Origin of the sequence: Phormidesmis priestleyi ULC007, assembly GCF_003003695.1 — a bacterium.
GTDB classification, from domain to species: Bacteria; Cyanobacteriota; Cyanobacteriia; order Leptolyngbyales; family Leptolyngbyaceae; genus Phormidesmis_A; species Phormidesmis_A priestleyi_A.
The window spans coordinates 52208-66885 of sequence record NZ_PVWG01000016.1; the positions used below are offsets into that span (position 1 = coordinate 52208).

The 14678-nt window shown below is 47.0% G+C and carries 16 protein-coding genes; 5 read left to right on the top strand and 11 right to left on the bottom strand.

Annotated features, from left to right (window positions below; genetic code table 11):
• Positions 1-10: 10 nt before the first annotated feature.
• The 3 genes from C7B65_RS14895 to C7B65_RS27840 form a co-directional block, all read right to left on the bottom strand.
• Positions 11-574, bottom strand: coding sequence for a hypothetical protein (locus C7B65_RS14895; protein ID WP_073072472.1), 564 nt, complete (start codon positions 572-574; stop codon positions 11-13).
• A gap of 627 nt (positions 575-1201) precedes the next feature.
• Positions 1202-1768 (bottom strand): SDR family oxidoreductase, encoded by a 567-nt coding sequence (locus C7B65_RS14905; RefSeq protein WP_083582969.1) that lies wholly within the window; start codon positions 1766-1768, stop codon positions 1202-1204.
• 82 nt (positions 1769-1850) lie between these two features.
• Positions 1851-2027, bottom strand: a complete 177-nt coding sequence (locus tag C7B65_RS27840) for a hypothetical protein (RefSeq protein WP_181314404.1) — start codon at positions 2025-2027, stop codon at positions 1851-1853.
• Positions 2028-2739: 712 nt separating this feature from the next.
• Here C7B65_RS27840 and C7B65_RS14910 point away from each other — a divergent pair.
• The 3 genes from C7B65_RS14910 (at position 2740) to C7B65_RS14920 (ending at position 4726) form a co-directional block, all read left to right on the top strand.
• Positions 2740-3102 (top strand): phage holin family protein, encoded by a 363-nt coding sequence (locus C7B65_RS14910; RefSeq protein ID WP_073072473.1) that lies wholly within the window; start codon positions 2740-2742, stop codon positions 3100-3102.
• Between the two features lie 132 nt (positions 3103-3234).
• Positions 3235-3957, top strand: coding sequence for an alpha/beta hydrolase (locus tag C7B65_RS14915; RefSeq protein WP_181314405.1), 723 nt, complete (start codon positions 3235-3237; stop codon positions 3955-3957).
• 106 nt (positions 3958-4063) lie between these two features.
• On the top strand, positions 4064-4726 hold the full coding sequence (locus C7B65_RS14920; RefSeq protein ID WP_106254047.1) for an alpha/beta hydrolase: 663 nt from the start codon (positions 4064-4066) through the stop codon (positions 4724-4726).
• Positions 4727-4797: 71 nt separating this feature from the next.
• Here C7B65_RS14920 and C7B65_RS14925 read toward each other — a convergent pair whose 3' ends face one another.
• The 7 genes from C7B65_RS14925 to C7B65_RS14950 all read right to left on the bottom strand — a co-directional run bounded on the left by C7B65_RS14925 (position 4798) and on the right by C7B65_RS14950 (position 12072).
• Positions 4798-5685, bottom strand: coding sequence for an SMP-30/gluconolactonase/LRE family protein (locus tag C7B65_RS14925; protein WP_073072479.1), 888 nt, complete (start codon positions 5683-5685; stop codon positions 4798-4800).
• Positions 5686-5863: 178 nt separating this feature from the next.
• The gene (locus tag C7B65_RS14930) at positions 5864-8614 is read right to left on the bottom strand and encodes an MGH1-like glycoside hydrolase domain-containing protein (RefSeq protein WP_280523183.1); all 2751 of its coding nucleotides are present in this window, start codon (positions 8612-8614) and stop codon (positions 5864-5866) included.
• A 39-nt stretch (positions 8615-8653) separates the two neighbouring features.
• On the bottom strand, positions 8654-9463 hold the full coding sequence (locus C7B65_RS14935; protein WP_073072482.1) for a glucose 1-dehydrogenase: 810 nt from the start codon (positions 9461-9463) through the stop codon (positions 8654-8656).
• Between the two features lie 519 nt (positions 9464-9982).
• The gene (locus C7B65_RS14940; protein WP_073072484.1) at positions 9983-10186 is read right to left on the bottom strand and encodes a hypothetical protein; all 204 of its coding nucleotides are present in this window, start codon (positions 10184-10186) and stop codon (positions 9983-9985) included.
• 54 nt (positions 10187-10240) lie between these two features.
• The gene (locus C7B65_RS27845; RefSeq protein ID WP_181314406.1) at positions 10241-10411 is read right to left on the bottom strand and encodes a hypothetical protein; all 171 of its coding nucleotides are present in this window, start codon (positions 10409-10411) and stop codon (positions 10241-10243) included.
• Positions 10412-10423: 12 nt separating this feature from the next.
• Positions 10424-11500, bottom strand: a complete 1077-nt coding sequence (locus C7B65_RS14945) for an AOC03_06830 family ribosome hibernation factor (RefSeq protein ID WP_073072485.1) — start codon at positions 11498-11500, stop codon at positions 10424-10426.
• Between the two features lie 119 nt (positions 11501-11619).
• Positions 11620-12072: a hypothetical protein gene (locus C7B65_RS14950; RefSeq protein ID WP_073072486.1), complete on the bottom strand. Its 453-nt coding sequence runs from the start codon at positions 12070-12072 to the stop codon at positions 11620-11622.
• A gap of 324 nt (positions 12073-12396) precedes the next feature.
• Here C7B65_RS14950 and C7B65_RS14955 point away from each other — a divergent pair, with 324 nt between their 5' ends.
• On the top strand, positions 12397-12933 hold the full coding sequence (locus tag C7B65_RS14955) for a hypothetical protein (RefSeq protein WP_223257394.1): 537 nt from the start codon (positions 12397-12399) through the stop codon (positions 12931-12933).
• A gap of 52 nt (positions 12934-12985) precedes the next feature.
• Positions 12986-13348 carry a phage holin family protein gene (locus C7B65_RS14960; protein WP_073072488.1) on the top strand — a complete coding sequence of 121 codons (363 nt, stop codon included), beginning with the start codon at positions 12986-12988 and terminating at the stop codon, positions 13346-13348.
• 29 nt (positions 13349-13377) lie between these two features.
• On the opposite strand, the gene C7B65_RS14965 is transcribed toward C7B65_RS14960, so the two are convergent.
• Entirely contained in the window at positions 13378-14454 is a 1077-nt protein-coding gene (locus tag C7B65_RS14965) for a transporter substrate-binding domain-containing protein (RefSeq protein WP_181314407.1), read from the bottom strand.
• Between the last annotated feature and the right edge of the window lie 224 nt (positions 14455-14678).

Here is a 14678-nt window from a genome sequence, read left to right on the forward strand (position 1 = left end):
GTACTCCAGATTAAAATTGTTCTAGCCCCAGAAACTGGGTTGAACTCTCGGCAGTCGCAGCTCTGCAACTACTAGAGAGCACGAGGGAGTTGAATACTTCAATCCGACAAGTGCCCGTTGTGTTGTTAAGCACTCGCAGGTTGGCAGAAGAGGTGTAACTCCTGACGCGACCGTCTAATGTAAAGCCGCCGGAGGTCGCACTGGTTGTTTTGTTTGTCTGCCGAATGATTGCACCCCGATATTGAACTCGTGCTCTGGGTGCATCCGTTCGTCCTCCTGGCTCTGCCAGTTCAAAGACAAAATTATCTCGGTCAATGGTCAGGACAGTCGTTGCAGTCCGTCCTCTCGTAAAAGCAGAACCCTGAGCCACTCCTCGGCCCTGGAAATTTGTTTGAACAGCAGGACGGGGTGAATTCCCTGGAGTTGCTTGTCCCACTATAGGGACATTAGAAGGGGCAAGTTTCGACTGAAATTTCTGGTCAGTGATTTGAGCATTCGCGCCGGAAAGCAACGATGACCCCAGGGCTGCTATGAGGGCCGTGACTCCAGTCAAACAACAAATCTGCTTAAACATCATGCATCTCCTCAATTATGGAATGGGGTTTTCTGTAAAAATTTTGCTGGGGTGATACCCATTAACATCACCTCAAATTAGACGGTACGATCGCTGCATTTGAGCCTGTAATTGTAATTTAATTCGGCAGTGCTTTTTACCACAAGCCGCTGACGATTTGAGAAGTGAAGCGTAAAAACTCCGACTCTTGAGCAGTTTTATAAAAGATCTGTAACCGCTGGTTACTCACCCTGAATAAAGGCTTGCAGTTCACCCTATGCACCGCAATGGTAGATCAATTCTCAACTTACTCTATAAAGATAAGAAACTTATAGGACGCACGAAGTTTGATCCCCAACCCGATTAGAAAGGGGATTTTCGGAATTAAGACCAGAATTTATGTAGGGGCATGGCACTGCCGTGCCTATTGACATTGCAAGTCACCGAGGGTGCGACCTCTACCTGATACTAAAGTGGCTCAAGCCTCCTGCTGATAAGGTTTTTGAACGATTTCACAGTAGTCTTTTTGATTATTCATTGATCAATTTTACAGGCACTCAAAACCCTTATGGAGCAAAAGGTAATCGGTTTTTTCCAATGTATCGGATGGAGGTCGCACCCGTCACCGACATGATTTAATTCACGATCCTAAGTGTGATGACCACCGTTGACTTGAAGAACAGTGCCAGTGACGAAACTACTGGCGATCGGTGACAGCAAAAAACCGACTGCCCAAGCAACCTCTTCTGGTTTGCCGAAGCGCCGAAACGGAATCTCTGCCGTGATTTCTTCCTTGACTTTATCTGGAATTGCTCCAGTCATTTCAGTCTCGATAAATCCCGGTGCCACAGCATTGGCTCGGACTCCGTAGCGTGCCGCTTCTAATGCGAGAGATTTGGTCAGACCGATCGCGCCTGCTTTAGATGCGGCGTAGTTTGTCTGTCCAATGTTTCCTCGCTCACCCGAAATCGAACTGATACAGACGATCGAGCCTTCTCGTCGGTCATACATTTTGGGGATCACAGGTTTCAGCGTGTTGTAGATTCCCTTCAAGTTTGTATCGATGACCGCATCCCAATCATCGATCGCTAATTTAGGAAAAAAGTTATCACGCGTAATTCCAGCATTTGCAACAATTCCGTAAATCGGCCCTAATTTCTGTTCTACAACTTCTGCCATCAAGTCGGGATCGGTAACATCGGCTTGAATTGCCAGAACATCATTAGGAACACTTACTAACTAGCTTTTTTGTCTGCTGTCCCATCTTCTGCGTTGTTTGGAAGTAGTCATCCCAAAGTTACTTCTGGGTTTCAATGGTTAAACGTGCTGCCACCTGTTGAGCATTGATCACAGAATTGATCAGTTCTCGTTGAAAATTTAGAGTTTTATCTAAAGTTTCAGAAGAACTTACCTGAGTTGCCGCTTTAGGAAGGCTTTGAGTCCAGGTGTCAGCAAGCTTTTTCTGCGACTCCATCAGTTGCTCTTGGGACTCTTCCAGAGTTCTGTAAGTTTTTTCTGCGACTCATTAAGCTGTGCTTGAGAATCTGTAAAATAGTCACTAATAGCAACCATTGAACTTTCACCTCCAGTATTTAGCGTTTTTTGAGATGAATCTGCTTTGATTAATTTAGTTTGATCTTACAGAACGTTTCAATTAAAAACAAGATTCAGTCGATCGCAAATTGGGTAATGGTCTAGACCTGTAGTAGATCCGCGAAACTCTGCATCTCTATTAGGATTTACAGGTTACGCAGCACATGTCTAGAACATCACATCCACTGGGGCAAAATCGTCAGTGCTTACTTAAGCAACCCAACAAGAATATAACGAAATAAAAAAAACTTCAGAAATCCCAGGAATTGTATATTACTCTAATTTCAGATAATAAAGTTCCAGGAAGTCTGAATTAGCGTATCGCACTTGTGCTTTAGTGTACTAAGCTGACATAGTAAAGCAATTGCATTACAGACACAGTTGTCACTTCAAACAGGTCAATTTTCTGGCTCATGCTTCTTTCTTTGTAATTTACCGTACTTCGTTTTTTGCACTGGTTGAGTCTATGGTGAACAAGGTAGTTGTACAAAATCAATTACCCAGTCGATCACCTGACAATCCCAAACTGGAACGAGCCAGTGTGAAAAGTATCTTGTCCACCTAATCTATGTCCAAGGCGAAGGAGTCAACTGATGACTGTCTTTCTAATTACTGTAGTGGTGACTGCACTGAGTTTATTGATTATCTCTAAATTGCCCACTGGCGTTGAAATTGATAATCCATTCATTGCGCTGATTGCGGGTGCGATCATTGGGGTATTCAGTGGAATCTATAGTTTGTTTCCCACCTGGCTGAGGGCAATTCCAGCGGTTCTCAGTCTGGGCTTAATTCCTCTCATTGGCAGCATCATTGTTTTTGGTTTGTCTGCCTGGTTAGTAGAAGGGTTCCGATTGCGATGGGGCATTGGCAGCGCTATTCTGGGCGCGATCGCTCTAGCAATCGTCAACTCCATCCTGTTTTTCATTCTGCGTCAGATTGGCTTAGTGCCCGTTTGAGAGATCCGATCCCAAGTTTCAGATATGGGGTAATAGTTCAACTGCGATCGGACTTTCTATTGCAACATTGAACTTTACCCAAGCTGGTTCTAGTATTCATTTTGCATGTTCATCATCAGTGAGGATCGACTTATGGTATCCACCTTTCCGCGCCAACAACCTCAATTGACACCGATGAAAAGGTTGTCAGGCATTAAGCTTCTGAGTTCAAGCCTTCTTTTGGCTGTAGGAGCCAGCGTTGCTTTCAGCACCAGTGCCAGCGCGATCGAAACCGTCACCCTGGTATTCAACGAATCACGAGTCTCTGTTCCGTTCAGCGATTTCCAGAATTTTGTCAAAACGGGTGAAACGCAAAGGACAAATTTGCAAGAATTTTTTGCCAAGATCCCCAACACTTCACAGGCAACCCGCACAGTGCTAACCCGTGAGATTGCGATTACTCGCCCTTTTAGTGAGCGAAACTTCAACAATCCGATCGCTGACTTTGTGCTGCTTCAACTGAACAATGTCCTGACTTCCAGCACCGTGCCAGATAACCTAGAACCCTTGCGAACTGCACTGGTTGCTTCCCATAAAGACGACCAACGGATTTCCATGCTGGAAGTAATTGGAAATTATCCCGTGAATGAAGTTGTGGTGCAGCTTCCCCGTGTGGAACGAGCATATAACCGGGTGAGTGCGTTTATTGAGAGGGTGCAGCCAGCCCTAGAAACGGCAAAGCTATTTTTGCAAGACCTGGTGTGTGATTGCCCAACCGCTTCTACAAAATCAGATACGAAGTCAGAAGTCGGTAAACCTAATCAGGTTGCAAAAGACAGTTCTGCATCTTCGGTCAAGGCAGTGAAGTGCAAGTAAGTGTTTTGACATCAACTCCTAAGCCAACAACTGTCGAATTAGAAGGCACCGATCGTTAGTTGTTGTGACTTACACTCGCTCCCAATCCCTTATTTTAATAAAGTTTATGCTGTCTCCCCAGTTCTTTCAGCGATCACTCACTCAGGGTGTATCAAAGTTTGCGTGGCTTTGTGGTGGCTTGCTGCTAGGAGCCAATGTCGGAATATTGGGGAATGTGACTCCAACTCTGGCGGCTGAACGAGTGGTGATCACTTATGGCATCTTCCAGGAAACGTTCTTGGTTAAGGATATGACGACTTTTGCTGAAACAGGTGAGCTAAGTCGTCTACGGCAGTTTCAGCTAAGAGTTGCCAGAACAGATCCAGAAGTTCTGCGCGCATTTTTGAATAAGAAACTACGGGTAGATTTTCTATTTCTGGATAGAGCTTCAAACTCCCTGGTCGGAGAGTTTGTACTGTATCAAATGGGCAAGGTTATTTATAATCGCCACCGTGTTGCTCCCATTCAATCGCTAAGATCCTCTCTTGTTCTATCAGCCAGGGAAGACAACTACGTTTCTCTGCTGGAATTTCTGCAAAACTACCCGCTCCCGGTCGTGTACATAGACGGTAAAAAAATTGCCGAAGTTGGTCAAAAGGTTGGGAACACCCGCGAGAAGGTTGAAGGCTATCTAGAAGCAATGTCAGCCGTTGTTCAGCAGATTTTAAGTGAGCCACTTTGTAACTGCGAAGCTGGAGCGATCGAGGATAGCAGCACCCCAAGCAAGTAGTTTTCAATATGACTGTAGGGGTAGTGCCCCCGTGCCTACCCCAGACTCTGGGCAACCACGAGGGATTGCCCCTACAAATCCCTTGAAGAATCCAGAAATGGCTGAGTAGGCATTCCGATCGAATGGGTTGAAAAGCGAAACAAATCACCTGCGTTGAATCCCTGTTGAATTTCAGTTTGGCTTAACCCCACGGATGCAGAGGTAACATATAGGTCGGTCAGATCGGTGCCCCCAAACGCAACACTAGTGGGACACTGAACCGATACGCTGACGCGCAAAATTTCCTGCCCGGTTGGGTTGAAGCAAGCAACACACCAGCCATTCCAGAGAGCAGACCAGAGATTGCCTTGCTTGTCGATCGCGAGTCCATCCGGTTCTACGCCTTCATCAGTCAGGTTAATCAATACGCGGCGATCGCGAATGGCTCCCGTTTCTACCTCAAAGTCATAGGCATAAATTTTGTGTTGAGCAGAGTCGGTTAAATAAAACGTTGATTCATCGGGACTCCAGCCTGAGCCGTTGGAAATCGTTAGCCCGGTTTCCATGACGTGCAGTGAACCATCGAGATCATAGCGATAGAGCGCCGCCTGTCCTAGTGCTTCGCTGATCGAGCCGATCCAAAAGCGCCCCTGAGAATCACATTTACCGTCATTAAAACGGGTGTTGGGATGGGGAAATTCAATCTGGTAGAAGGGAACAATTTCGCCTGTTTGGGTGTTGAGAAACGCAAGACGATCGCGCAGAGCAATCAGTAATCGATCGTTGCCTGCTAGCGCGATCGCGCTCACCAAATCACCCACATCAAAGTAGCGATCGTTCCCAGTAGCGGGGTCAAACTGGTGGACTCGGTGATTATAAACATCAACCCAGAAAAGCTGTTGGTGAGCAGCATCCCACACAGGACATTCTCCCAGTCGGGCGCGGGCTGTGAGTACATTTTGAACTGACGACTGACTCATGAAACTGTTACCTATGCGAACTATTAACCTTTGACCCTCACTCTAAATCCCTCTCCCAGGGCGGGAGAGGGACTTTGAATCTTGCTCCCTTTCTCCCCAAGGAGAAGGAAGTTAGAGTTTCTAGTTCCCTCTCCTGGGGAAGAGGGCTAGAAGTGGCACCTTAATAAATCCACGTTCCTTAATACTTTGTCAGTTCTCCGGGCGTGACGGTATTCATCACTGTTTCTGGAGTAAAGTAGCCCAAAGCCTGGATAATCCGAGCAACACAGCCAGTCCATCCAGTCTGGTGACTGGCACCAATTCCTGCCCCGTTATCTCCGTTGAAATATTCGTAGAACAAAATCAGATCGCGCCAGTGAGGGTCTGTCTGAAACTTCTCGGCAGCACCATAGACCGGGCGGCGACCCGATTCATCCTTGAGGAAAATGCTCGCAATTCGTTCGCTGATTTGTTGGGTGACAGCAAACAGCGATAGGTGTTCACCCGACCCAGTGGGGTATTCAATGGTAAAGTCATCGCCGTAGTAGCTATAGAGTTGCAGCAGCGATCGGATTAACAATAAGTTGACAGGCATCCAAATGGGGCCGCGCCAGTTAGAATTGCCGCCGAACATACCTGAAGTAGAGTCACCCGGAACATATCCGACTTTGAACTCTTGCCCTTCGTGATAGTAGTAGGGGTTTTCTAAGTGATGGCGAGAAAGGGAGCGAATCCCATAATCGCTGAGGAACTCGGATTCATCCAGCATTCTGGAGAGAACGCGGCGCAATTTATCTTCGTTCAAGATAGACAGCATCAGCCGATTTCGCTGACCGGGTTTAATCGGTAGATGGGTATTTTGAGTTAACTCAGGATGACGCATAATGAACAGTTGTGCCCGTTCTTTGAGGCGCGGCAGCTTTTCAAAGGCTTCACTAGGGAAGACGGCAACTGCCATGAGTGACAACAAACCGACCAACGATCGCACCTTCAAGCGGGTAGAGTTGCCATCGGGCAAGCGCAGCACGTCGTAGAAGAAGCCATCTTCTTCGTCCCATAGTTCGTCTTGGTGGTCACCAATCCGATCCATAGCTCCCGCAATCCACATCGTGTGTTCAAAAAACTTGATGGCAAGGTCTTCGTAGATTGAATCGTGGAGTGCCAGCTCAATGGCAATCTGGAACATCCGCTGACTGAAGAACGCCATCCAGGCAGTGCCGTCTGCTTGTTCGAGATGCCCGCCCGTCGGTAAAGTCGAACTGCGATCGAACACGCTAATGTTATCCAGCCCCAGGAAGCCACCTTGAAACAAATTGTTGCCGCCTTCATCTTTGCGGTTGATCCACCAGGTGAAGTTGATCAGCAGTTTGGAAAAGGCGTATTTGAGGAATTCAGTATCCCCCCCACCGTTGTTCCGTTCGCGATCGCGGGTGTAAATTTCCCAGGCAGCAAACGCATGCACAGGCGGATTCACATCGCCAAAGTTCCATTCATAGGCAGGAATTTGACCGTTGGGATGCAGGTAATCTTCCCGCAGCATCAGCATCAGTTGATCTTTGGCAAAGTCGGGATCAATGAGACTAATCGGAATCACATGGAATGCTAGATCCCAGGCAGCATACCAGGGATATTCCCATTTATCTGGCATGGAAACGATATCGTCGTTATACATGTGAAACCAATCGCTGTTCCGCACGTGCTTCCGATTGCCGGGGGCTGACCAGGGAGTCACATTGCGCTCTCTCAGCCATTGATCCACGTCGTAGTAGAAGTATTGTTTCGTCCACATCATTCCAGCTAGTGCCTGCCGCATGACGTTGGCGCGATCGCGATCTGCCAAAACTGCTGGCGGAGTCACAGCCGCATAGAACTCATCTGCTTCCTTAAGACGCGCTGCAAACTGTTGATCAAAGTAGGCACTAAACGGATCACCGATCTGATCGGGAGCCTGTTTTGAAAGGCGCAATCGGATCACCTTCGTCTCTCCAGCCCCGACTGTGATTTCATAATGGGGCGAAACTTTGGTGCCAACATCGCTGGGATTAACGGCATCCTGCTGTCCATGCACAATTGCGTTGTTGATGCCATCTTTGACAAAAGGACTGGCATTCAGCGTCCCAGACAGCCGCTGATTGTTCGTCTCATTTTCTGTGAACAGCAGCGGAGCTACGCCATCGCAGTAGAAATAATAATCACTGATGTATTGATTCAGCAAGGTATCGTTAATATGGGCATGCACAACACTGTTACCAGTTCCTTCGATCTTCGTGAGTGCGGGCTTGGCTCCACCCACCGTCCAAGACCAAGTGTTACGAAACCACAAAGTTGGCAATACATGAATCGGAGCCGCTTCGGAACCCCGATTGGCAATGCTGATTTGAATCAAAACATCTTCAGCATCTGCTTTGGCATATTCCACAAACACGTCAAAATAGCGATCGTCGTCAAAGATGCCCGTATCTAGTAACTCATATTCCAATTCATAACGGTTGCGGTTGCGGTTGGTTTCAACCAAATCATCGTAAGGAAACTCAGCTTGAGGATATTTATAGAGGTACTTCATATACGAGTGAGTGGGCGTGCTGTCGATGTAGAAGTAGTACTCTTTCACATCTTCGCCGTGATTGCCCTCGCTGTTGGTCAATCCAAACAACCGCTCTTTAATAATGGGGTCTTTGCCATTCCAGAGTGCTACCGCAAAGCAGAGCAGGTTATGGCTGTCGGTGATCCCGCCCAGTCCGTCTTCGCCCCAGCGATAGGCCCGCGATCGCGCATGGTCGTGCGGGAAATAATTCCAGGCATTTCCGTCAGAACTGTAGTCTTCGCGCACCGTTCCCCACTGGCGTTCGCTGATATATGGCCCCCATTTATACCAATCGACTTCGCCAATGCGGGTTTTTTTAAGCCGTTGCTCTTCTGCGGTCATGGATGTCTCCTGAATATCTGACATTTGTATTAGAATTCAATCTAGGTGATGCTGCATTACATCCTATGCTGACCAGGCTTCTCGGAAGTCGGCGTAGAGCGTCAGCCCGCCATCAATGAATAGGGTTTGTCCAGTAATATAAGCGGCTTCATCTGATGCCAGAAAAGCAACCGCAGCCGCCATCTCATCAGAGGTTCCCGATCGTCCCATCGGGATATGACTCTCAACGATCGCTTTTTTTTCTAAATCGGTTGTCCAGCTTTCATTGATCGGTGTTTCGGTGGCTCCGGGCGCGATCGCATTCACTCGGATTCCCCGATTTGCATACTCCAAAGCTAGTGTTTTGGTTAAGCTTCCCATTCCCCCTTTGCTAATGGCGTAGCTGAGATACATCGGGCGAGGAATGACTTCGTGAACGCTAGAAACATTGATAATCACACCAGAACGCTGTTGTGCCAGTAGATGCTTGATGGTTTCTCGCGCACACAGATAAGCGCCTCGCAGATTAACCGCAATGACTTGATCAAACTGATCCGTTGGGACATCGTGCGAGACACCCTCTGTTTGAATTCCGGCACTGTTCACTAAAATGTCGAGGCTGCCAAATTTTTGAACCACAGAGTTCACAACACGAATAATGTCCTCTTCTTGAGAGACATCTCCCTGCACTAATAGGGATTGCACACTGCTCTCTTTCCCAGCTTCACGGGCACTTTGCAGGGCCATTTTTTCTGTGTGCTCCGCTTCCTCTAACTTCCGGCGGTAGTTGATCGCAATATTGCAGCCTTCTTGGGCAAGACGAATAGCGATCGCCTGTCCAATTCCAGAATTCGCACCCGTAATCAGGGCATTTTTACCTTTCAAATTTTTCATAGTGTCTTCCCAAAGAGACCCTAACTTCTTCACCCGGAAACATTAAGATACTTCAAGCTCTAAGGAAGAGGATAAGTAACTCAGTTATCTCAAGGGTTGCATCAAATTTCTGAAGACTTTGTTCCATTCGTTACGTATTTTCGATAATTGCCGCTTGCATCCCAAGTAATACGACTTTGCATTCAAAAAACAGCAGTTTCAAACCAGAAAATATGAGGAAGCCGTAACGATTCAGTTCGCCTTTTAAAGGGGTAGGGACGCATCATTGAGACATGCTAAACCTGATGAAAACTACTTATGTTACAAAATATGATTCGTTCTTTAGATTAGAACAAGAAAATATGAAACTGATATGAAAGGACGTTCGTATACACCCCAATATTCCTGATTTGACAGAGGATGGATGATGGATGATTCGGCATCCCGCCAAAAAAGTCGGCGTTGTTGCAGAATGAGGGGGTGAAATGACTGTAGGAGTAGATATATGGAGGGCAACCGCAGGGGGATTGCCCCTACAAGTCATCTCTTGTTTTTGTAGTTCGTTTTTCGCGCTTCTTTGAGAGTCGTGCCATCAACAACATAGGCACGATCGATGACCTCTGTTGCCGTCAAAAGGGGCACTGTAATGCGGTTGTTATCAATAGTGAGTGCGTTGTCGAGTATAATTCGCTCCCCTAGTTTGACTGGGGTTAGCACCTGCGCTTTTCCGTCAACATCCAGCACAGCAGCATCTTTTTTGCCATCGTTGTTGAGATCCCCAAAAGCAATCCATCCCTTCTAGTTCACAAGTTCGACAATGAACTTTCCATCTTCCCGTTGATAGCGCCCATTCTTTAGGGTGACAGGGTTGCATTTAGGGTTTGGGTCAAGACTCGTAGGCACTGTGAAAGTGCCATTTTGCAAAGTCTGCCAGCGATCGCACCAGGCTTTCTTGTCAAGAGTAAACACTTCACGGTTACATCAATACCGCAAAGTTAGTGCAATTCGATGATGATTGGAGAGCGCTCCATCGTCCACAATAGCGACGTTTCCTCCCTTCGCCAATACAGCTTCGATCACTTCATCCACGGCATCATCCATCACTTCGGTGCCGCCTGCCTGTTCTACTAACTCTAGATCGCCGTTTTCGGTTAGGATCGCCGGAATATGATAATTCTTTTCAACCAAAAGCAGTTTTCCTCGACCTTCTTGCGCCAACCGCCACGCTTCTTCGATCGTAGAAACAACCGCTTGAGCGCTCATCGCGTTATCTAATACTTGGAGTGCATCGACTCGCTGCGCCTCCCGAACAGTCTGCACGATTGACCACACCTCAGGGGTTATTTCGGAGATAGTTGCTTTGTCAAAGTTGCCGCCAAGAGTGCCTGCGATCGCTGGAGTATGTTGCGAAACTTCTTGAAAGAAGGAGACTTGACGAACCACTCCGCCAACAATCAGTGGCAGCGCCTCGTCCTGCATATAGAATGTCAACGCCCTGTCTACTTGCTGAAAAAATCGGCGATGCCTGTCGTCCATATAGCTAGAATCCGAATCATAGGGAAGCGCAGTAGTGGCTCCGGGACCGGTCATTTGCATCAGAAAGTTTTCATCGCTCACTTCCTCAAGAGTTTCTCCTGTTCCGGCTAACAAGCGAGTAGATGCCTGGCTCAACAGCAAAACCCAATAGCGCTGGGCCCGATGCATACCATAAACCAGATCGCGGGTTGCAAAGGTTTGATCAATCACAACCCGTGCAGGGACAGCAAACGGGAGATAATAGAGCTTGGCAAAGTCATGACCGACATAGAGTGCCAAACCATCTAGCGTGTGGGGATAGTCAATTTCGCCCACAAGGGTTTCGAGCTGTTTGAGTAACGGCTCTAACTCGCGGCTAGAAAATTCTTCGGCCAGCCGCCCTGTTGCCTCATCTACGAGATTTTTGACTCGAATGGGGTCTTGTTTGTTATCGGGCGATGTCCGATGGGTGGGCAACAAAATGGAAAGCGCAGGCACCTTGATCAAAGACTGTAATTGCTTCAGATCTTGACGAGTAATCATGAGTATTTCCTATCAAGTTTTAAGTGGTTATAGCAGTCTTACAGTAGTGAGGTATGCTGACCCTTTGGTTATCACGCTTTCCAGTTTTGCGTCTGGATCTGATCCGATCGGTATCCTGATTAAGGACAACTCACCCTCGATTTCATTTGGGCTTCAGCCGCTTGCACTGCCGCAACTTTAGGAGTAACCATCGCATTCGCTTGACTGAGCGTTGCGTTATCAGGCATCCCTGTAATTGCTGTGTCCAGGTTCGCGTACGCCTTATCTAAATCGGCAATTTTTGAATCTTGGACAGTTGCAGCCGTGGCTTTAACAGCACTGTACGCTGTTTTAACCTGATCTCGCGCCTTTCTAAAATCACCGACTGTGGAACTAGGACTCATGCTTTTGAGAGCGGCGACTGCTGTGTCGAATCGCGCCAAATCGGTACAGAGTTGAGCTTTATTGTCTTGAGTTGATACGGTGGATTGGGTTGGTTGGGGTGATTGGGTTGAAGAGCCACCCGTGCAGCTTACTAGTAAAAGCAGTGGTAGTGCAGCCAGAAAGAAATTAGACACACGATTAGAAATCATAGAAAACCTCGGTTTCTGAAACAAAGTGGACAAACAGCGAATCTTTGGAAAGCTAGTATAGCGGATTATAGTCAACAATTATATGAAACTAATAGGAATGTAGATAGGTATCTCAACGTTAAGTTAGCAGGCGACTAAAAGTAGCAGGAACAATCTTGCCAAGATCCACCACTATAGCTTCTGAGCAGAAGCAGGACAACTTTAGTTATTTTTATGGATCGGCTCTTATCACTTTCATATATTTTCTCTGTATACTTACGATTTCATATCAATGATTTCTTATTGCAGTTGAAACTTTTAAGTATTGTGTAGATCAGGGATTGAATGATGAAGCAGCAATATTTTTCAGATAGCGAGTGGGCAACTCTGTTGCAAACTCCTAAGCAAGCCATCTTGACGATCGTCCTTGCAGACAAAGCTGACCCAGTTTCCCTCTTAAAAGAAATGCAGGCAGCCGTTCAAATCATGGCAGCCGAACTACAGCGGGGGGATGTTTCTAGTGATCTAGTCAGGTCAGTGATTGCTTCCCTAAGAGAGGTTGTTGCCCAAGAGCCACTTCAGGGAGAGCAGTTGTTATTGAAGCAGCAGTCTGATTTGCTGGCAACGATTCAAACCTTTAACAGTGCGTCTGATGGGCAAAAACAGGCGATCGCTCACTTCAATGAAGTAGGAGCTATTCTGGTATCGAAAGTCCCGATCGGGCAGGCGGAAGAATTTAAGCAATGGATTTTAGCAATCGCTACTCAGGTCGCTCAAGCGGTTAAAGAGGAAGGTCTGTTTGGCATCGGCGGTGAACGGGTGAGCCGCCCGGAATCTGGGGCATTGTCATCCATTGATAATGCGTTAAGCTTTAAGCCCTAGAGACGAGATTACAGTTTGTGTGTTCTATAACTAAGAGACAAGGAGCCAACTAATGACAGGCTTTCTGATTGCTATCGTTGTGACCGCAGTGAGTTTGTTGATTATCTCTAAGCTACCCCTGGGTGTTGAGATTGATAGCCCAGTTAAAGCACTCATTGCGGGCGCAATTATTGGTGCATTTAATGGGCTTTATAGTTTGATTCCTGGTTGGCTGAGGGCAATCCCGGCGGTTTTTAGTTTGGGGCTAATTCCTCTCATTGGCAGCATTATTGTTTTTGGTTTAGCTGCCTGGTTAGTAGAAGGGTTCCGATTGCGGTGGGGGATTGGCAGTGCCATTCTGGGTGCGATCGCTCTAACAATTATTAACTCCATCCTATTTTTCATTTTGAATCAAATTCGCTTAGTCGCTGCTTGAGAACTGACTAGAGAACTCGCCTTTCTCGATTAATCTTGAGGCCTAACACCAAACCACTTGCGATAAATCTCCGCATAGGTGCCATTTTCCTTTAGGGTCAAGATCGCTTGATTAATGGGTTTGCGGTAAGGACTATCTCTCGGCATGACGATCGAATAAAACTGATCTCGAAACGGTGTTCCCACAATCTGAACCCTATCTCGCCTTTCATGGGAGGCATAGTAGAGCAATAAAGGACGGGGTGCCACGAGAGCATCGACTTTTTTAGCCAACAATGCTTCATAAGCCTGTTCGGGTTGAGGGAACTCTATCACTTGAAGGTTTTGCTTTTGCAAATAATCAAGGGCTTCGCTGTCTGCAACTACAGCAACAGGACGGTTTTGTAAATCACTTAATCCTTGAATACTGCCTTGAAGTTCTTGAACTGTTAACTCGGCGGTCATAATAGCCGTGAAATAGGCGACAAAAACAATGCCGACAAAGACCCAAAATAATGCTATAACCCTGGCCACAGCTCTTTTGGGCATTTCTTCTGCTTGCCCTACGAGGGCTAACATTGTCCACCAAAGCGCTTGAAAGATGCCGGGCAAATAGGATGGATTGTCAATCAATTCCTTGTTATTGCGTTCAAAATACCAGACGATATGCACGGGTATTAGCATCAAGAGGGTGACAATACCAAATAACCTGAGGAGACTGGGATCAAGCAATCTCTGCAATAACTTCCGCTCAGAGTGTCTAGTTTGTTCATCTCGATCGAGCACCATAATTTGCAACCCTCCAGAGAGAATCGGATGGGAGAAATCGAAATCCTGTTCTCGTTGTCTGGTAATGGCGATCGCGGCGATGCCCAAGTCAGCCTGCCCCAAACTAATCGCGTTCAGAATTTCGGGCACATTTGTATAGGTCTTCAGTTCCGCCTTTCTTTGCAATTGCTCTAGAATACTCCGTCCCAGATCGGCGCTAAACCCGACGATTTGTCCGTCTTTCTCAAAGACATCTGGTTTGATGAAGCGGGTTGCAATTCGCAGCGGTTGAGCGCTATTTGCCGCAGGGGGAAGTTCGGGAGAAGGGGATGGAGATTGAGTATGTGCAGGGGATGCCACGAATAATACCGTCAATAACAACAGAGCGATCAGTGCTCTTCGGGCCTTGTCTTGCCATCTTTTTGCACAGGATTGAGGGCGATCGCTGATTGCGCTGAGTGGTGTGCGATCGTTCCTTTGGATCAAGCAAGAAATGAGATAGCGCTTTGCTTTCACAGTCTGCCAAAGTGAAACTAATATATTATATCCTGTGTTCCTAAACCGTTGTCGTGGAGAAAAGCGTT